Annotated in this window: 17 protein-coding genes and 3 tRNA genes; 12 read left to right on the forward strand and 8 right to left on the reverse strand. The window is 71.0% G+C overall.

All coding sequences use genetic code 11. The features are described 5' to 3' along the window. Positions 1–51: 51 nt before the first annotated feature. The 8 genes from BX286_RS12825 (at position 52) to BX286_RS12860 (ending at position 5183) form a co-directional block, all read left to right on the forward strand. Positions 52–276, forward strand: coding sequence for a hypothetical protein (locus tag BX286_RS12825; RefSeq protein ID WP_079426720.1), 225 nt, complete (start codon positions 52–54; stop codon positions 274–276). Then, positions 273–479, forward strand: a complete 207-nt coding sequence (locus BX286_RS12830) for a hypothetical protein (RefSeq protein ID WP_079426722.1) — start codon at positions 273–275, stop codon at positions 477–479. Before BX286_RS12825 ends, BX286_RS12830 begins: the two co-directional genes overlap by 4 nt. A gap of 117 nt (positions 480–596) precedes the next feature. Then, on the forward strand, positions 597–1106 hold the full coding sequence (locus BX286_RS12835; RefSeq protein WP_121015000.1) for a nucleoside-diphosphate kinase: 510 nt from the start codon (positions 597–599) through the stop codon (positions 1104–1106). A gap of 74 nt (positions 1107–1180) precedes the next feature. Further along, on the forward strand, positions 1181–1480 hold the full coding sequence (locus BX286_RS12840; RefSeq protein ID WP_079426727.1) for a hypothetical protein: 300 nt from the start codon (positions 1181–1183) through the stop codon (positions 1478–1480). A 148-nt stretch (positions 1481–1628) separates the two neighbouring features. Then, positions 1629–2219 (forward strand): hypothetical protein, encoded by a 591-nt coding sequence (locus tag BX286_RS12845; RefSeq protein ID WP_079426730.1) that lies wholly within the window; start codon positions 1629–1631, stop codon positions 2217–2219. Between the two features lie 38 nt (positions 2220–2257). After that, complete coding sequence (locus BX286_RS12850; RefSeq protein WP_079426732.1) at positions 2258–3028, forward strand: hypothetical protein; 771 nt, start codon at positions 2258–2260, stop codon at positions 3026–3028. After that, positions 3028–4419: a hypothetical protein gene (locus BX286_RS12855; protein ID WP_079426734.1), complete on the forward strand. Its 1392-nt coding sequence runs from the start codon at positions 3028–3030 to the stop codon at positions 4417–4419. Before BX286_RS12850 ends, BX286_RS12855 begins: the two co-directional genes overlap by 1 nt. Positions 4420–4439: 20 nt before the next feature. Beyond that, positions 4440–5183, forward strand: coding sequence for a methyltransferase domain-containing protein (locus tag BX286_RS12860; RefSeq protein WP_079431712.1), 744 nt, complete (start codon positions 4440–4442; stop codon positions 5181–5183). Positions 5184–5362: 179 nt separating this feature from the next. Here the strand turns inward: BX286_RS12860 and BX286_RS36065 are convergent, their stop codons facing one another. From BX286_RS36065 to BX286_RS12875, 4 genes are all read right to left on the reverse strand, one after another. Beyond that, on the reverse strand, positions 5363–5554 hold the full coding sequence (locus tag BX286_RS36065) for a hypothetical protein (protein WP_123995655.1): 192 nt from the start codon (positions 5552–5554) through the stop codon (positions 5363–5365). 407 nt (positions 5555–5961) lie between these two features. Further along, positions 5962–6035, reverse strand: a tRNA-Ile gene (locus tag BX286_RS12865). Positions 6036–6220: 185 nt separating this feature from the next. Further along, positions 6221–6293: transfer RNA gene (locus BX286_RS12870), tRNA-Asn, on the reverse strand. 5 nt (positions 6294–6298) lie between these two features. Beyond that, positions 6299–6371, reverse strand: a tRNA-Asn gene (locus BX286_RS12875). A 146-nt stretch (positions 6372–6517) separates the two neighbouring features. Here BX286_RS12875 and BX286_RS12880 point away from each other — a divergent pair. The 4 genes from BX286_RS12880 to BX286_RS12895 all read left to right on the forward strand — a co-directional run bounded on the left by BX286_RS12880 (position 6518) and on the right by BX286_RS12895 (position 12132). Continuing rightward, the gene (locus BX286_RS12880) at positions 6518–6817 is read left to right on the forward strand and encodes a hypothetical protein (protein ID WP_079426737.1); all 300 of its coding nucleotides are present in this window, start codon (positions 6518–6520) and stop codon (positions 6815–6817) included. A 40-nt stretch (positions 6818–6857) separates the two neighbouring features. Beyond that, entirely contained in the window at positions 6858–8294 is a 1437-nt protein-coding gene (locus tag BX286_RS12885; RefSeq protein WP_079426740.1) for an FGGY-family carbohydrate kinase, read from the forward strand. 185 nt (positions 8295–8479) lie between these two features. Then, positions 8480–10213: an ABC transporter ATP-binding protein gene (locus BX286_RS12890; RefSeq protein ID WP_079426743.1), complete on the forward strand. Its 1734-nt coding sequence runs from the start codon at positions 8480–8482 to the stop codon at positions 10211–10213. Next, the gene (locus BX286_RS12895; protein ID WP_079426745.1) at positions 10210–12132 is read left to right on the forward strand and encodes an ABC transporter ATP-binding protein; all 1923 of its coding nucleotides are present in this window, start codon (positions 10210–10212) and stop codon (positions 12130–12132) included. The genes BX286_RS12890 and BX286_RS12895 overlap by 4 nt, the downstream gene beginning before the upstream one ends. Before the next feature lie 63 nt (positions 12133–12195). On the opposite strand, the gene BX286_RS12900 is transcribed toward BX286_RS12895, so the two are convergent. From BX286_RS12900 to BX286_RS12915, 4 genes are all read right to left on the reverse strand, one after another. Then, entirely contained in the window at positions 12196–13335 is a 1140-nt protein-coding gene (locus BX286_RS12900) for an RNA polymerase sigma factor (RefSeq protein ID WP_398898887.1), read from the reverse strand. 206 nt (positions 13336–13541) lie between these two features. Beyond that, on the reverse strand, positions 13542–14216 hold the full coding sequence (locus BX286_RS12905) for a DUF6445 family protein (RefSeq protein WP_079426749.1): 675 nt from the start codon (positions 14214–14216) through the stop codon (positions 13542–13544). 95 nt (positions 14217–14311) lie between these two features. After that, positions 14312–16393 carry a molybdopterin oxidoreductase family protein gene (locus BX286_RS12910; protein WP_121015001.1) on the reverse strand — a complete coding sequence of 694 codons (2082 nt, stop codon included), beginning with the start codon at positions 16391–16393 and terminating at the stop codon, positions 14312–14314. A 369-nt stretch (positions 16394–16762) separates the two neighbouring features. Next, positions 16763–17434 carry a vancomycin high temperature exclusion protein gene (locus BX286_RS12915; RefSeq protein WP_079426753.1) on the reverse strand — a complete coding sequence of 224 codons (672 nt, stop codon included), beginning with the start codon at positions 17432–17434 and terminating at the stop codon, positions 16763–16765. Between the last annotated feature and the right edge of the window lie 290 nt (positions 17435–17724).

The following is a 17724-nucleotide window of genomic DNA, read 5'->3' on the forward strand; positions in this document are numbered from 1 at the left end:
CCCGCACCGCAAGATCCTGAAGGAGCGGTCCAGGCCGTATCGCAGCGCCCCGTGACCGTCGAAGCCGCGGCCGGCTGGAGTTCACTGCCGGAGTGGCTCACGGTCCGCGCGCTCGTGATCGACACGGGCACCGGCCGCCGGGGTGAGGTGCAGCCGTGGCCCTACTACTCCGAGAGGCCGCCTACCAGTGCCTGGCTGCGGCCGGAAGGCGGCGGGAAGAAGTGGACGGCGCCGATCGATGGCCTCCGGCCGGCCCACGGCGATCCGGCCGCGTGAAGCCTCAGCAACTGTGGCAGCGGTTCGAGTGGGCAAGCGGGAACTGCTTCCGCTGCGAACGGCTTGATGTCGAGGTGACCGTCATCGGCTCCATCGTCGTGGGCGACGTCACGGCCGAGATCCACGCGTGCAAGAAGTGCGTTTTCCGCCTGGAGCAGCTGCACTGGGTGCTCATCGGGCGGGAGTCTCGGCCACTTGGCTGATAACCCTTCTATCGGTCAAGTAACTGGCACAGAAGGGGGTTTCGGCGCCGGTAACCTCTGGCGGACGAGGCGCTGAGCGCCCGTCATATGGCTTGCCTGAGAGCTGAAAGGGAATCGATGGCCCAGGATCAGGAAAACACCGTGGAGCGCACGCTCGTGCTCCTCAAGCCCGACGCGATGGTCCGCGGATTCAGCGGGAAGATCATCGCCCGCTTCGAGGACGCGTCGCTGAAGATCGTCGGCATCAAGATGAAGCAGATGGACGCCGAGTTCACCCGGCGCCACTACTTCGACCTGGAGGAGCGGCTCGGCCCGGAGGTCTACAACCTCACCGCGACCTTCATGCAGCAGGGCCCGGTCATCGCGCTCGTGCTGGAGGGCTTCGACGCCGTCGCGACGGTCCGGAAGATCGTCGGCAGCACGTACCCGAACGAGGCCCCCGCCGGCACCATCCGCGGCGACTTCTCCCACTACAGCCGCGGCGCCAGCGCCGCCTCCGGGAAGGCCGTGGCGAACCTCGTCCACGCCTCGGGCAACAAGAAGGAGGCCGACATGGAGGTGGACCTCTGGTTCGACAAGGACGAGCTCCACGACTACCGCACCCTCGCGGAGATCTTCACGTACTGAGCCCGGACCGATGTCACCTATCGGCTGTCGACGCGTTGAACACCACCAGGCACCACCGTAGGAGAGAAGGCATCATGACCAACCCGACCCGCGTCGCCTCCGTAGCCGAGCTGGAGAACGTCTTCCAGCAGGAGCTGGCCACCGACCTCTGGGCCGCGGCGGAGACCGCCTTCGCTCTCGCCACCCGCAGCCGTGACATCGGCGACTGGGCCAAGTCCCGCGAGTGGGCCAAGCAGTGCCTGACGCTGCTGGCCGGCTTCCCGGACGAGACGGAGGGCGACGTCGCAACCAAGCGGGTGTCCGTCGGCGGCGTCCCGCTGCCGAACTACCTGCACGAGGGCGTCGTACGCGACCGCTTCGGCGACCTCGACTGACGTACAACCACGGCGGCGGTGCGGCACGCGGCCGCGGACCGCACCCCGCCGTTCGCTGATCAACCACACATCGCATCCAACTGAGCCATCCCCATGCATGGCCTGGCTCGGGCGAATCACCCATGCCCGATTCCGGAAGGGAGCCCCTGTGGCCATCGAGATCGAGATGCGCGCCCGGTTCGACAAGGACGCCTACGACCAGCTCATCGACCGCCTCACGGCGGAGGCCGAGGACCTCGGCTGCGACGACAAGAATATCTTCTTCTACGTGCTCCCGGACCAGCTGCTGAAGGTCACCGACAACGTGGCCGCCGGCTCGGCGAAGGTCACGCTCAAGGCCAGCAAGATCGGCCAGGGCGCCGCGTTCCCCGAAACGGAGATCGCCATCGGCCGCGAGGACGTGCCGGCCGCGGTACGGATCTTCAACGCCCTCGGCTTTGAAGGCACCATGCACCAAGCGTTCAACCAGCGACACAACTTCCGCTTCCGCGGCGTCGAAATCGCCGTGAAGTGGAGCGAGGCCTGGGGCCACCACGCCGAGTTCGAGGTGCTCCTGGACGAGGCCGCCGGTGCCACGGCGCAGGAGGAGGCCGCCGCCCGCATCCGCAACGTCGCCGACGAGCTCGGCGTACGCCTGATGACCGAGCAGGAGCTCGCCGACTTCACGGCCGCCTTCGAGGCCGCGGAGCAGGAGCGCAAGGACAGGGACGCGGCCACCGTCGCCGCGCCCGCCCGCTAGCCATCCGCTTCGTAGACCACCACGAGGAGGTGGGCCCGATGAGCACGACCTCGCCGGCTGGCAGGCTGGTCGAGCTGGCTGCACGCAAGCAGCTCCCGCACCACCAGTACACCGATCCCGCCACCGTCCGCTGGATCACCGTCAACCGGCCGGACTTCCCCGACGGCCCGCCTCCTCCCACCCTCCGGCCGCATCCACAGGGGCTCGTGACGCGCGCGGCCATCCCCGGCGACTGGCTGGCCGAGGCCAAATGCCATGACTCCCTCCACGGCGTCAGGCACGCCATGCGGACCGCCGCCCTGGCGGCTCTCCTGGCCGAGGCCAGGGGGCTCAGCGACAACGACACCGCCACTCTCGTCCTGGCCGCGGCGGTCCATGACTGCCGCCGCCTCCACGACAAGGACGACCGCGGCCACGGCGCCCGGGCAGCCATCTGGCTCACTGGCAACGCCGACACCGTCTGGAGCCACTTCGGGCTCACCCCTACACCAAGCCGCATCGCCGCTGCCGGCACGGCCGTCCGCCTCCACGACGTGCCGTATGAGCACTTCTCCCCGGACGACCACACAGACCACAGACGCGCCGAGACGATCAGCGATCTGCTGAAGGCCGCCGACGCTCTGGACCGCTACCGGTTGCCCAAGCTCACCTGGTGGCCTGACCCCGCCCAGGTTCGCTGCGAGGCGTTCGACGACTTACGCGCCACCGCCTTCGAGCTCGTCATCCGCTCCGAGTCGGCGTGGCTGGCGGGGGCGAGCAGCGCGGACGCCGTGTTCACCGGGCTGGCTCAGCTGGAGCTGATCAGCTGATGGACTTCCTCGACGCCTACGAGCAGTGGGCCGACGCCCACGCGTTCTTCGACACCACGCTCATCCCGAGCCCCGCCGACGTCCAGGATCCGCTCGCGGGCCAGATCGCGGCGTGGGAGGATCGCTTGGCCTTTACCCCCAACGGCCGGCTGCTTCGGGACAACGCCCTCTTCCGCGCGCTGAGCGGGGACGGCAAACTCCACCTCCTCCACGTCACGCACGCCCTGGAGCAGATCAGCAAGCACGGCACGCTCTACCCCTCCGGTGGCTGCCTGGTCGGCAGCGTCTACTGCGCGCCCCTCACAGCAACCGAGCGCGGCTTCCACATGCACAACCTCGGCGAGTACATCCTGACCAAGGAAGCCCCTGCCTTCGCCGCCAAGGCCAACGCCTCGGGGCGGACGCCCACGCCGCTGATCTTCGAAGTGACTCTCCCGTCGCAGGCGTACCGGGGGCTGGCCGGCGTGGACTACCTCCGCCTCGGCTCGATCCACCTCCAGATCTACAGCCGCCTGGAGTACCTGCTCTCCAAGACTGAACGCCACCAGCTGCGCGAGACCATCGTCAGCCGGATCAAGAACTCCACAGCCTTCCTCGCCCTGGCGGCTGCCGTCGCCTACCAGGGCGCGATCGTCCAGTCCGATAGGTTTCTGCGGCTGCTGGACGAGACGATCCCCCGCCTGCCGATCCTCGGCTATGTGTACTTCGAGGCTCTGGCCGAGTACCTGATGCTGCACTCCGCCACCCCTGGTACGCGCGAGCGGGCCGAGCGCGGCGAGTTCGACAACTGGCTCTACAAAGAGATGCTGTTCGCGTCCTTCCCGGACATGGCGGGCAAGTTCGACCTGGCCAAGTTCCGGCCGTCGCCCGCTGACCTGGCCACGCTCCTCGCCCGCATCGACCCGGGCATCGACGTGCGCCACGCCCGTAGCTACCTGACCGAGCGGATCAGCCACCTCGTCGCGGTCCGCCTCTTCACGCCCGGGCAGGTACCCGAAGCCTGGCACCGCACCCGCTGGGAGTTCGACAGCCTCTCCACCCAGCTCGGGCCACTCCTCGGCCACCTCATCCACCGCGAGCTGCGCACCTTCGGCCGGTACCCGGACTTCTACTTCTACTTCGACCAGCACAAGGCGCTGCAGGCGTGGAACTACTGGAACCACATGGACATCATCACGCCCTTCAACGGGACCGTCCCGAAGGGCGAGATCGGTATCAACCCCGCGTACCCCGACCTGGCGTACCGGGTCTGGCGAGCTGAGCAGGACGACAGCGGCCACCTCCAGCCCGCCGAGGAGCTCAATCTGACCATCGCCCCGCGCCTGGTCGACATCAAGTACACGCTCATGCGCAACAACCAGTGGACCGCCTCGGCCGCTGGCACCGCCTGATGCGAGAGGACACCGCTCCGATGAACGCCCACCGCACGAACGGCACCTCCATCGACCACCTCGGCGAGCAGATCACCACGCTCCTCGCCGACCCCGCGACCACACACGGCCTGGCCCGGACGCTCCGGGCCGCGGCCAAGGAGATCGAGCTCAGCCGGTACCACAGGGTCAGCCAGAGGGCCTTTCCCAGCGGCCGGATCGACACGGCCCCGAAGAACGTCCAGGTCGGCGGCGGCGCCCACCGTATCGACGGCTTCTTCAACATCGATGCCGTACCGCCGGCCGACCTGCTGTGGGACGTCCGCGAAGGGCTGCCGCTCCAGGACAGCACGGTGGAGGTGCTGTTCTCCGAGCACTTCCTCGAGCACATCGACTACCCGACCTCTGCCAAGCACTACGCCCGCGAGACTCACCGCGTCCTCGCCTCCGGCGGGCGGCTCATCACCGGCGTCCCGGACGCATCGTTCGTCCTCGGCCCGTACCCCGCCAGGCCCGAGCAGGCCGAGGAGATGATCGACCGCTGGTACGCCAAGCGGAACTGCCGCCAGGACATCAATACCTATCTCGACCTGATCAACTACGTCTTCCGCGACCAGGACGACCACCCCACGTACACCCCGCACCTCTGGGCCTACGACCTCGACAAGCTCTGCCAGCTGTTCACGGAGGCGGGCTTCAAGACCGTCGAGCCGTGGCCGTTCGACGCCGCCATGGCCAACCCGAAGCGCGAATGGGCCAGCGTCTACGTGGTCGCGACCAGGTGACCTGCGCCGCGGCCAGTCCAGGCCACCTGGTCACCCTCGGGATGGAACCGAGAAGAAGAGGAGCGTTCAAGGTCCCCAGTGTGGGCGCTACGTGGCGCAGACTTCGTGGCGTACGTGGAGCGGCCGGTACGGAGCGGAGGGACGACCCGTAGCCGCCACTCGCGCCGCGAGTTCCGCAATCAGTTGCCGGTCAGCTGGCGCTGCTCGACCGGCCGGGTGAGGCCTGCGGCAACGGCCTGGCGGTTGGCTCGAATTTCGACCATGTAGGCGACTGCTTCGTCAGCATCTGCCTTCCGGACGAGGTCGATGTGCCGTTGGAGAAGCTCGGCGCGACGTGAAGGCCAGGCGCTGAGGATGTCGGCCGGTTCCACCGATCGGTACTGCGCGGTGCGGTCGCCCTTGCTGCTCGTAGAAGCGGTCCACGGCGCGAAGCTGCCCGATCGCGCCGCCCCGCCCCACACCGGACCTGCGAGCGGACCTACGGCATTGCCGACGGCCCCGTCGGGGCCGTTTCCAGTACGGGCCGTTTCCCGTGTTGGCTGCGCGGACGCCAGGGTGTTTCGGCGAGCTCCAGGCTGTGATCACCCACACAACCGGCACACACCAAGACGACGCTTACACAACATGCGACAAAACAGACACGCGCGCGGCCCCGCTGTGGCCCCGCAGCGGCTTTGGAACGCGAAAGACGGCCCCGGAGGGCCGCCAGGATCACCGAAGTGACTCGCGCCGCCAGCAAAGATGCTGGTCAGATCGTTTCTGCACACCTGGTGTGCAGTGGGGCGGGTGGGACTCGAACCCACGGCCGACGGATTATGAGTCCGCTGCTCTAACCGGCTGAGCTACCGCCCCTTCACGGCGTGGCGCGTACATGTGTGCGCGCCGTCTGCCGCAGCATAGCCGCTCATACGATCTCCTGCTCCGGTTGCCTCGCATGATCGGCTTCGCATGTTCAGAGAGACCGCGCTGGAAGCTGCCCGGTTCCAGGTCCGGGGCAAAAAGAAAGAGGACCCGACCGGGTCCTCCATCCCTTCCTGCTCCCCCGACTGGACTCGAACCAGTAACCTGCCGGTTAACAGCCGGCTGCTCTGCCAATTGAGCTACAGGGGACCGCGCTCCCCCGACTGGACTCGAACCAGTAACCTGCCGGTTAACAGCCGGCTGCTCTGCCAATTGAGCTACAGGGGATTGCTGCGGTGCCACGAACAGCCCACCTCCGGCCTTGCCGGGGGGCGAGCGCCCGTTGCGAGTCATAGATTAGCGCAAGCAGGGGGGTGCTCCGCCAATCGGTATCGCCAGCCGGCCGGGCACCGACACGACGAAGGGTGGCAGGCATGCGGTACAAGGTCACGTTCCTCGCCGGGGTGGCCGTCGGCTACGTGGTGGGAACGGCCGCGGGGCGCGAGCGGTACGAGGGGATGAAGAAGTCCGCGCGGCGGATCGCGCAGAACCCGGTGGTGCGCAACGCCGCCGAGACGGCGGGGCAGAGCGGGCGGGCGTTCGCCGGGAAGGCCTTCGCCGCCGTCGGCGACAAGGTCGGCGGCGCGCTGCCGGCCTCCGTGGCGCGGCGGGTGCCGGGGCTGCGGGAGCGGGGGCAGGGGTACGAGGACGAGTGGGGGACCAGCAACACCTGACCCTCCTGGGAGGGCCGTCCGGTGGGGCAGAATTCTCCGCATGGGGATAGTCGCCGGGCTGGACAGCTCTTCCACCTTCACTCGCATCGTCGTCTGTGACACGGACACGGGCGCCGTACTGCGCCAGGGCTACGCACCCCATCCGCAGTCCGTCGGCGAGACGGTCCCCCACGAGACCGACCCGCAGGCCTGGCTGCTCTCCCTGGGCGAGGCGGCCGGCGGCGGGCTGCTGGAGGGCGTCCAGGCCATCGGGGTCTCCGCGCGGCGCGGCCTGCTGGCACTGGACGCACAGGGCGGGCTGGTCCGGCCCGCCCTGGTCGGCAACGACCGGCGCGGGCAGGTCGCCGCGGCCGAACTGGTCGAGGCGCTCGGCGGCAAGGCCGCCTGGACGGCGGCCGTGGGCTCGGTCCCGCACCCCGCGCAGCCGATCGTGAAGCTCGCCTGGCTGGCCCGTACCGACCCGGAGGCCGCGCGCCGGGTGGCGGTGCTGCTGTCCCCGCACGACTGGCTGGTCTGGCAGCTGCTGGGCCGGCCCGCCCGGCGCACCACCGACCGGGCGGGCGCCTCCGGGACGGGGTACTGGTCGGCGGCCACCGGCTCCTACCGCCCCGACCTGGTCGAGCTGGCGCTCGGGCACCAGGCGCTGCTGCCCGAGGTGCTCGGTCCGAGCGACGCCGCCGGGATGACCCCGGAAGGGCTGCTGATCTCCGCCGGGACCGGGGAGACCACGGCCGCCGTGCTCGGGCTGGGCCTGGGTCCCGGGGACGCGGTGGTCTCGCTGGGCGCCTCCGGTTCGGTGATGGCCGTGCACCACGAGGCCCTGGTGGAGCCGGGCGGCCTGATCACCTCCCTCGCCGACGCGGCCGGCATGCACCTGCCGGTGGTGAACACCTCCAACGCCGTACGGCCCCTGCGCGGCACCGCCGACATGCTGGGCACCGACCTGGAGGGGCTGAGCGCACTCGCGCTGAAGTCGACGCCGGGTGCACACGGGCTCGTACTCCTGCCGTACCTGGAGGGAGAGCGCACGCCGCACCTGCCGCACTCCGCCGGGACCCTGTCGGGGCTGCGCCGGGACTCGATGAAGCCGGAGCACCTGGCCCGGGCCGCGTTCGAGGGGATGCTGTGCGGGCTGGTGGACGCCCTGGACGTGCTGCGGCACCGGGGGGTCGGCATCCGGCGGGTGTTCCTGCTGGGCGCGGCCGCCGAGCTGCCCGCCGTACAGGCCGCCGCTCCGGGGCTGTTCGGGACGCAGGTCGTGGTGCCCGCACCGGCGGACTACGCGGCGCTGGGCGCGGCCCGGCAGGCGGCGTGGGCGCTGGGGGTGCAGCAGGGCACGCTCGCCCCGCACACGCCTCCGCTGTGGCCGGCCCCGGCCGCGCAGGTCTTCGAGCCGGGCGAGGAGTTCGCCGCCTGGCAGGCGGTGCGCCAGCAGTACGTGACGACGCGGGAGCAGCTGCACCCGGGGGCCTTCTGAGCTGCGTGACAGGGCTCACGCCCGGTCCGCAACCCCTAGCGCCCCCTGCTTCCGGCGGGAACGGGACCTTGGCACGAAGTGGCCTACTCCTTTTGTCCCGGCTTTGCGAAAAGAGGTAGGGATCAAGCCTCCGCTTGACACAAGATGGAGTGAACCCCCTCGATCATGCCTACCGGAGCCTACGCGTGCTCATACGACTTCTGCGAACGTACCTGCGTCCGCACCGGAAACCCATCGCCGCACTGGTACTGCTGCAACTCCTGCAGACCAGTGCGAGCCTCTACCTGCCCACGCTCAACGCCGACATCATCGACAACGGTGTCGTCAAGGGCGACACCGGTTACATCCTGCGCTCCGGCGCGCTGATGCTCGGTGTCTCGCTCGTCCAGCTCGTCTGCAACGTCGGCGCCGTCTACTTCGGCGCACGGACCTCGGCCGCGCTCGGCCGCGACATCCGCGCCGCCGTCTTCGACCGGGTGCAGAGCTTCTCCGCCCGCGAGGTGGGCCAGTTCGGCGCCCCGTCGCTGATCACCCGTACGACCAACGACGTCCAGCAGGTGCAGATGCTGGCGCTGCTGACCTTCACGCTGATGGCCTCGGCGCCGATCATGTGCATCGGCGGCATCGCCATGGCGCTCTCCCTGGACGTGAAGCTGTCGGGCGTGCTGCTCGCCGTGGTCCCGGTGCTGGGCATCTCGGTCGGCGCGATCGTCTGGAGGACGCGTCCGCTGTTCCGCCGGATGCAGGTCCGCCTCGACGTGGTCAACCGGGTGCTGCGCGAGCAGATCACCGGCAACCGCGTGATCCGCGCCTTCGTCCGCGACGGCTACGAGGAGGAGCGCTTCCGCGGCGCGAACTCCGAACTGACCGGCGTCTCGCTGGCCTCGGGCAAGCTGCTCGCCCTGATGTTCCCCGTCGTCATGCTGGTCATGAACGTCTCCAGCGTGGCGGTCATCTGGTTCGGCGCGATGCGCGTGGACAGCCAGGGGATGGAAATCGGCCAGGTAACGGCCTTCCTGGCCTACCTGATGCAGATCGTGATGGCCGTGATGATGGCCACCTTCATGTTCATGATGGTGCCCCGCGCCGAGGTCTGTGCCGAACGCATCCAGGAGGTCCTGGACACCGAGTCCAGCGTGGTCCCTCCCTCGGACCCGGTGCGCACGGTGTCCCTGCGCGGGCAGCTGGAGCTGCGCGGCGCGGACTTCCACTATCCGGGCGCCGAGGCGCCGGTGCTGCGCGGGGTGGACCTGGTGGCCCGCCCCGGCGAGACCACGGCGGTGATCGGCTCCACCGGCAGCGGCAAGTCCACGCTGCTGGGGCTGGTGCCGCGGCTGTTCGACGCGACCGGCGGCACGGTGCTCGTCGACGGCGAGGACGTGCGCCGGCTGGACCCGCAGCTGCTGGCCCGGACGGTCGGCATGGTCCCGCAGAAGCCGTACCTGTTCTCCGGCACCGTCGCCTCCAACCTGCGCTACGGGCGCCCGGACGCGACGGACGAGGAGCTGTGGCAGGCCCTGGAGGTGGCCCAGGCCAAGGAGTTCGTCTCCGCGCTGGAGGGAGGCCTGGAGGCGCCCATCACCCAGGGCGGCACGAACGTCTCCGGCGGCCAGCGCCAGCGTCTGGCGATCGCCCGCACGCTCGTGCAGCGCCCGGAGATCTACCTGTTCGACGACTCCTTCTCGGCCCTGGACTACGCGACGGACGCGGCGCTGCGCGCGGCGCTGGCGCGGGAGACGGAGGAGGCGACGGTGGTCATCGTCGCCCAGCGGGTCTCCACGATCCGCGACGCCGACCGGATCATCGTCCTCGACGAGGGCCAGGTGGTCGGCGAGGGCCGCCACCACGAGCTGATGGCCGGCAACGAGACCTACCGGGAGATCGTGCTCTCCCAGCTGACGGAGGCGGAGGCCGCATGAGCGGGCCCGGAGGACGGATGATGATGGGCTCGCCCCAGAGGTCCCTGGACTTCAAGGGGTCGGGCAAACGCCTGCTGGCGCAGCTGGCGCAGGAGAAGGCGAAGCTGTGGGGCATGGTCGCGGCCGTGGTCGGCAGCGTCGGCTGTTCCGTGGTCGGTCCGAAGATCCTCGGCGAGGCCACGGACCTGGTGTTCGCGGGCATCGTCGGCCGGGAGATGCCGGAGGGCCTGACCAAGGAGCAGGCGCTGGAGGGGCTGCGGTCCCAGGGGCACGGCGGCGTGGCGGACATGCTGGCGAGCACCGACTTCACGCCGGGCAAGGGCATCGACTTCGGTGCCGTCGGGGTCGTGGCGCTGTGGGCGCTGGCGGTCTTCGTGCTGGCGTCCCTGCTGATGCTGGTCGCGACGCGGCTGTCGAACCGGGTGCAGAACGGCACCGTGTACCGGATGCGCGAGGAGCTCCAGGCCAAGCTGTCGCGGCTGCCGCTGTCGTACTTCGACCAGCAGAAGCGCGGCGAGGTGCTCAGCCGGGCGACGAACGACATCGACAACATCGGGCAGACGCTCCAGCAGACGCTGGGTCAGCTGATGAACTCGCTGCTGACGATCGTCGGCGTGCTGGCGATGATGTTCTGGATCTCGCCGCTGCTGGCGCTGGTCGCGCTGGCGACCGTGCCGCTGGCCATGGTGGTCGCGGCTAAGATCGGCAAGAAGTCGCAGCCGCAGTTCGTGGCGCAGTGGAAGAGCACCGGCACGCTGAACGCCCACATCGAGGAGATGTACTCCGGCCACGCGCTGGTGAAGGTCTTCGGGCGGCAGAAGGAGTCGGCGGAGGTCTTCGCCGAGCACAACGAGGAGCTGTACCGGGCCTCGTTCAAGGCGCAGCTGGTCAGCGGCATCATGCAGCCGGTGATGTTCTTCGTCTCGAACATCAACTACGTGCTGGTGGCCGTCGTCGGCGGGCTGCGGGTGGCCTCGGGCACCCTGTCGATCGGTGACGTGCAGGCGTTCATCCAGTACTCGCGCCAGTTCTCGATGCCGCTGACGCAGGTGGCGTCGATGGCGAACCTGGTGCAGTCCGGCGTCGCCTCGGCGGAGCGGGTGTACGAGCTGATGGACGCGCCCGAGCAGGAGCCGGACGTGGAGGTTCCGGAGCGTCCGGAGGAGCTGCGCGGGCAGGTCGTCCTGGACAAGGTGGCCTTCCGCTACGAGCCGGACAAGCCGCTCATCGAGAACCTGTCGCTGCGGGTGGAGCCGGGTCAGACGGTCGCGATCGTCGGCCCGACGGGCGCGGGCAAGACCACGCTGGTCAACCTGTTGATGCGGTTCTACGAGGTCACCGGTGGCGAGATCGCCCTCGACGGGGTGGACATCGCCAAGATGACCCGCGAGCAGCTGCGTTCCGGGATCGGCATGGTCCTCCAGGACACCTGGCTGTTCGGCGGGACCATCGCGGAGAACATCGCCTACGGTGCCTCGCGGGAGGTCACGCGCGCCGAGATCGAGGAGGCCGCGCGGGCGGCCCACGCGGACCGGTTCGTCCGTACGCTGCCCGACGGCTACGACACGGTGCTCGACGACGAGGGCGCGGGCGTCAGCGCGGGCGAGAAGCAGCTGATCACCATCGCCCGGGCGTTCCTGTCGGACCCGGTGATCCTGGTCCTCGACGAGGCGACGAGCTCGGTGGACACCCGTACCGAGGTGCTGATCCAGAAGGCGATGGCGCGCCTGGCGCACGGCCGTACGTCGTTCGTGATCGCGCACCGGCTCTCCACGATCCGGGATGCCGACGTGATCCTGGTCATGGAGAACGGCTCGATCGTGGAGCAGGGCTCGCACGAGGAGCTGCTGGCCGCGGAGGGCGCGTACGCGCGGCTGTACGCGGCGCAGTTCGCGCAGGCGGTCGCCGAGGTCGACTGACCCGGGTGCGCGCGAGCGGGTGGGGGCGTCCTTCGGGGCGCCCCCTTCCCGTTCGCGGGGCGGTCAGTCGAGGTAGCCGCGCAGCTGGTCCGCGAAGGCGTGGTCGCGGAGCTTGGCGAGGGTCTTGGACTCGATCTGGCGGATCCGCTCCCGGGTGACGCCGAAGATCCGGCCGATCTCCTCCAGGGTGCGGGGGCGGCCGTCGGCGAGCCCGTAGCGCAGCTGGACGACCTTGCGTTCGCGTTCGCCGAGGGTCGACAGGACGGCCTCGAGGTGTTCGCGCAGCAGGAAGAAGGCGGCGGACTCCATGGGGGAGGCGGCGTCGCCGTCCTCGATGAGGTCGCCGAGCGCGACGTCCTCCTCCTCGCCGACGGGGGCGTGCAGGGAGACCGGTTCCTGGGCGAGGCGCAGCACTTCCAGGACGCGTTCGGGGGTCAGTTCCAGGTGGAGGGCGACCTCTTCGGCGGTGGGTTCGTAGCCGCGTTCCTGGAGCATGCGGCGCTGGACGCGGACGACGCGGTTGATGAGCTCGACGACGTGGACGGGGACGCGGATGGTACGGGCCTGGTCGGCGAGGGCCCGTGACATCGCCTGGCGGATCCACCAGGTGGCGTAGGTGGAGAACTTGTAGCCACGGGCGTAGTCGAACTTCTCGACGGCCCGGATCAGTCCGAGGTTGCCCTCCTGGACGAGGTCGAGCATGGTCAGGCCGCGGCCCACGTAGCGTTTGGCGACGGAGACGACGAGGCGCAGGTTGGACTCGATGAGCCGGCGTTTGGCCATGCGGCCCATGACGACGAGTTTGTCGAGGTCGACGGCGAGCTGGGAGTCGAGGTCGGTGGCGCCCGCGAGCCGCTCCTCGGCGAAGAGTCCCGCTTCCACGCGCCGGGCGAGTTCGACCTCCTCGGCGGCGGTGAGGAGCGGGATCCTGCCTATCTCGCGCAGGTACTGGCGGAAGAGGTCGGCGGAGGGGCCGCCCGCGGCCGGGCCGGCGGGGCCGCGGCCGGGCTGCGGGGGCGGCTGCTCGATGAGTTCGAACACCTCGGGTTCTTCGTCCCCGTCGCGCTCGGCGGCTTCGCGTGCGGCGGCGTCTGCGGTCTCGTCCACGGCCTCGGCCTCGGCCTCTGCGGTTGCGACTTCACCGGCGTGGAAGGAGCTGCCGGCGGGGTGGCTCACGTTCACGGTCAGGGTCCGGGTCTGCACGGGGGCGACCTCCAGGGGCTCCGAGGACGGTGGCACCGCACCTCAGTGTGGGGTACGGCACATCGCTGCCACGAGGGGCGTGCGGGCACTTTCTGAGCCCGCTGCGTGACCGGATGGTTACCCCCCGGCGGCAACCCCGATGCGGATCGGACTCATGTCCGAGACGATCGGGGGCCGCCCGTGCCGGGCCCGTGCAGGGCGTCCCGTCAGGCCATCCAGAAGAAGACGGCCGTCATCCGCTTGTCCTCCAGGGTGGTGCCCCAGTAGCCGGTGGCGCTGTGGATCAGGTTGGCGGAGTAGAGCAGGAGACGGTTGTAGCGGTGGGGGACGCGGAGGTCCTCGGTGAAGGAGTCCTCGGGGACGAAGCGGGTGCCGAGGGCGTCGACGAGGTTGTTGTGCGGGGCGAGGACCTGGTTGCCGCCGAGGACCCCGCCGGGGAGGCTCTGGCGGTAGAAGCTGGTGCCGCAGTCCTTGGGGATGCCGGGGGTCAGGTAGAGCACGGCGGCGTAGCGGCACACGGTGCGGGAGTCGGTGTGCGGGCGGGACTCGCACTCCCCCTCGCCGACGACCTGGACGCAGTTGTGGTTGAAGGTGCCGGCTCCGGCGGGGTCCTCGGCCCAGATCCGCTTCGCCCCGGTGGCCTGCCGCACCAGCTTCTCCACGTGGGCGAGTTCGGCCGGTTCCAGGGCGGGCATGGCGCGCAGCCCGGGCCAGGGCTCGGGCTTGTGCGGGGCGCCCTGGACCCAGTCGCCCTTGGCCAGGCAGCGTTCCCGTACGGCGTCGGCGTCGGGCAGTACGTCGTCCAGCACCCAGTAGTCGCGGCCGCGGGTGGGCTTGCGGTAGGGCAGCACGGGGAGGGTGTTCGAGGGTCGAGGTGACATGCGCGGAACGCTAGTTGGGGGAGCTGTGAGGCTCCCCAAAGCGGGCCCCAAGAGTGCGGCAAGAGGCGGCAAGAGATGGTCCGCCGGGGAGGTGGTCAGGCGAGCTCCACGCGGACCGCGCAGACCTTGAACTCCGGCATCCGGGAGACGGGGTCCAGGGCGGGGTTGGTGAGGGTGTTGGCGCGGCCCTCCCCGTACCAGTGGAAGGGCATGAACACGGTGTCCGCCCTGATGGCGTCGGTGATCCGGGCCGGGGCCACCGCCCGTCCGCGCCGCGAGGTGACGGCCAGCGGGGCGCCGTCGGCCACCCCGAGGCGGGCGGCGAGGCGGGGGTGGAGCTCCACGAACGGGCCGGGGGCGGCCTCGTTGAGCTCGGGCACGCGGCGGGTCTGTGCCCCGGACTGGTACTGGGCGACGACCCGGCCGGTGGTGAGCAGCAGCGGGTACTCGGCGTCGGGGGTCTCGGCGGCCTCGCGGTGGGCTACGGGGGCGAAGCGGGCCCGGCCGTCCTCGGTGGCGAACCGGTCCAGGAAGAGCCGGGGCGTGCCCGGGGAGCCTTCGGGGCAGGGCCAGAAGACGCCCTGTTCGGCGGCGATGCGGTCGTAGGTGATGCCGGAGTAGTCGGCGGGGCCGCCCTCGGAGGCTCGGCGCAGTTCCGCGAAGACCTCCTCGGGGTCGGTGGGGAAGGCCTTCTCCAGGCCGAGGCGGGCGGCGAGCCCGTGCAGGACCTCCAGGTCGCTGCGGACGCCGGGCGGCGGGGTGAGCGCCCGGCGGCGCAGCAGGACGCGGCCTTCCAGGTTGGTGGTGGTGCCGCTCTCCTCGGCCCACTGGGTGACGGGCAGGACCACGTCGGCGAGGGCGGCGGTCTCGGAGAGGACCACGTCGGCGACGGCGAGGAAGTCCAGGGAGCGCACGCGTTCCTCGACGTGGGCGGCGCCGGGTGCGGAGACGAGGGGGTTGGAGCCCATGAGCAGGAGGGCCTTGACGTCGCCGCCGAGGGCGTCGAGGAGTTCGTACGCGCTGCGGCCGGGGCCGGGCAGGGTCTCGGGGTCGACGCCCCAGACCCGGGCGACGTGTTCCCGGGCGGCGGGGTCGGTCAGCTTGCGGTAGCCGGGGAGCTGGTCGGCCTTCTGGCCGTGCTCGCGGCCGCCCTGGCCGTTGCCCTGGCCGGTGAGGCAGCCGTAGCCGGAGAGGGGGCGGCCGGCCCGTCCGGTGGCCAGGCACAGGTTGATCCACGCGCCGACGGTGTCGGTGCCCTTGGCCTGCTGTTCGGGGCCGCGGGCGGTGAGCACCATGGCGGATTCGGGGGCGCAGAACAGCTCGACGGCCCGGCGCAGGCGGGGGACCGGGACGCCGGTGATCCGCTCGACGAGCTCGGGCCAGTGGGCCATGGCGGCGGCCCGGGCGTCCTCCCAGCCGGTGGTGCGGGCGGCGATGAACTCCGTGTCGGTGCGGCCCTCGGCGACGACGAGGTGCAGCAGGCCGAGGGCCAGGGCAAGGTCGGTGCCGGGGCGGGGGGCCAGGTGGAGGTCGGCCAGTTCGGCGGTGCGGGTGCGGCGGGGGTCGACGACGACGAGGGTGCCGCCGGCCTCCTTGAGTTCGGTGAGGTAGCGCAGGGCGGGGGGCATGGTCTCGGCCGGGTTGGAGCCGACGAGGATCACGCAGCCGGTGCGCGGGATGTCCTCCAGGGGGAAGGGCAGTCCGCGGTCCAGGCCGAAGGCGCGCTGGTGGGCGGCGGCGGCCGAGGACATGCAGAAGCGGCCGTTGTAGTCGATCTGGGAGGTGCCGAGGGCGATGCGGGCGAACTTGCCGAGGGCGTAGGCCTTCTCGTTGGTGAGCCCGCCGCCGCCGAAGACGCCGACGGCGTCGGGGCCGTGCGTGCGGCGGGTGCGGGCGAGGCCGGCGGCCACGGCGTCGAGGGCCTGGTCCCAGGTGGCCGGCACGAGCGGGCCGCCGGGGCGGGTGCGGACCAGCGGCTCGGTGAGGCGCACCCGGGAGGAGAGCACGCTGGGGGCGGTGCGGCCCTTGCCGCAGAGGGCTCCGCGGTTGACCGGGAAGTCGGCCCGCTCCTCGACCGTGACGCCGCCGTCGCCGTCCGGCTGGGGGCGGAGGTTCATGCCGCACTGGAGGGCGCAGTACGGGCAGTGGGTGGCGGTGACTCCCTGGGTGCTGTGCATACGGGTCAGGGTGCGGGCGGAGTGTTACGGCGGGCGCCCGGCCGCGTTACGGCCGGGGGTGCGGGGGCTCAGCGCGGGCGGACGGCGCCGGTGAGACCCCGCGGCCGGGGCTGGAGGGTGCTCTCCCCGCCCCGCCCTTTCGCCGTCTCTCCCCCAGCTACCGCTGGGAGGTGCCCCAGGGGCTCCGCCCCGGACCCCGCGCCTCAAACGCCGGCGGGGCTGGAATCAGCCCCGCCGGTGTTTGAGGCGGAAACGGGGAAGGGGCGCGGCGGGGAGACGGCTCCGCGCAGCGGCACCCGTACCCCGGGCCCGGCTACTGACCCGTCAGGTGCTTCACCGTCAGGCCAGCCGTCCAGCCGGATCGCGGCGTCAGTCTGCCAGAGCCCCCAGGGCCCGCGACACCCCTTCCTCCTTCGGGCCGAGGAAGTGCGGCGGCGGCTCGAAGACGGCGTCGACGGCGGCCTTGCCGGCCGCGAAGACCTCGCGGGCGCCGCCGTAGTACCAGGTGGCGTCGTGCGCGTTGTCGACACCGACCCCGTAGGAGTCCACGCCCGCGGCCCGGCACAGCGTGACGGCCCGGTGGATGTGGAAGCTCTGGCTGACGAGCACCGCCCGGCGCACGCCGAAGATCTCCCGGGCCCGTACGCAGCTGTCCCAGGTGTCGAAGCCGGCGAAGTCGCTGACGATCCGCCCGTCGGGCACCCCGTGCCGGGTGAGGTAGGCGCGCATCGCGTCGGGCTCGTCGTACTCGGTGCGGCTGTTGTCCCCGGTGACCAGGACGGCCTTCACCTTCCCCGCCCGGTACAGCTCGACGGCCGCGTCCAGGCGGGCCGCGAGGTACGGGGTGGGCCGGCCGTCCCACAGCCCGGCCCCGAAGACGACGGCCACCCCGGCCGCGGGCGCCTGCGCGGTGGTGCGCAGCCGGCCTGCGGCGGTGGCGTGGGTCCAGGTGGAGGGCAGCAGGGCCAGCACGCACAGGGCCATCACGGCCTGCACCGCCCGCCGCCGGGCCCGTACGGTGCCGAGGCGCGGTCGGCGCATGGCGATTCCCCCTGGTGGTCGTGGTGGTGCCGCCCCCGGCGGCTCCTACGGGGTCAGGACGGCCGGGACCGCCGGAACGGTTCCCCGGCCCAGCTGTGAGCACCCGGCGAACACCCGTCACCGCCGCGCAACGCCCACGCAATCTGCGGCCCGCAGGATCGGTCCATGACGGAGCCGGTGCACCCTCCCGAAAGCCAGTCCTCCCCCTCGCCCTCCCCCTCCCTCCCCTTCGGCGGCGCGGCCGAGCTGCTGACCCGGATCACCCACCAGCTCGGCGCCCAGCTGAGCGG

This window comes from Streptomyces sp. 3211.6 (assembly GCF_003634815.1).
GTDB lineage: Bacteria > Actinomycetota > Actinomycetes > Streptomycetales > Streptomycetaceae > Streptomyces > Streptomyces katrae_A.

Coding starts and splice junctions, on each gene's coding strand:
- BX286_RS12835 (WP_121015000.1), top strand. CDS start 597: ATGGCCCAGGATCAGGAAAACACCGTGGAGCGCACGCTCGTGCTCCTC.
- BX286_RS12840 (WP_079426727.1), top strand. CDS start 1,181: ATGACCAACCCGACCCGCGTCGCCTCCGTAGCCGAGCTGGAGAACGTC.
- BX286_RS12850 (WP_079426732.1), top strand. CDS start 2,258: ATGAGCACGACCTCGCCGGCTGGCAGGCTGGTCGAGCTGGCTGCACGC.
- BX286_RS12855 (WP_079426734.1), top strand. CDS start 3,028: ATGGACTTCCTCGACGCCTACGAGCAGTGGGCCGACGCCCACGCGTTC.
- BX286_RS12860 (WP_079431712.1), top strand. CDS start 4,440: ATGAACGCCCACCGCACGAACGGCACCTCCATCGACCACCTCGGCGAG.
- BX286_RS12880 (WP_079426737.1), top strand. CDS start 6,518: ATGCGGTACAAGGTCACGTTCCTCGCCGGGGTGGCCGTCGGCTACGTG.
- BX286_RS12885 (WP_079426740.1), top strand. CDS start 6,858: ATGGGGATAGTCGCCGGGCTGGACAGCTCTTCCACCTTCACTCGCATC.
- BX286_RS12895 (WP_079426745.1), top strand. CDS start 10,210: ATGAGCGGGCCCGGAGGACGGATGATGATGGGCTCGCCCCAGAGGTCC.
- BX286_RS12905 (WP_079426749.1), bottom strand. CDS start 14,216: ATGTCACCTCGACCCTCGAACACCCTCCCCGTGCTGCCCTACCGCAAG.
- BX286_RS12910 (WP_121015001.1), bottom strand. CDS start 16,393: ATGCACAGCACCCAGGGAGTCACCGCCACCCACTGCCCGTACTGCGCC.
- BX286_RS12915 (WP_079426753.1), bottom strand. CDS start 17,434: ATGCGCCGACCGCGCCTCGGCACCGTACGGGCCCGGCGGCGGGCGGTG.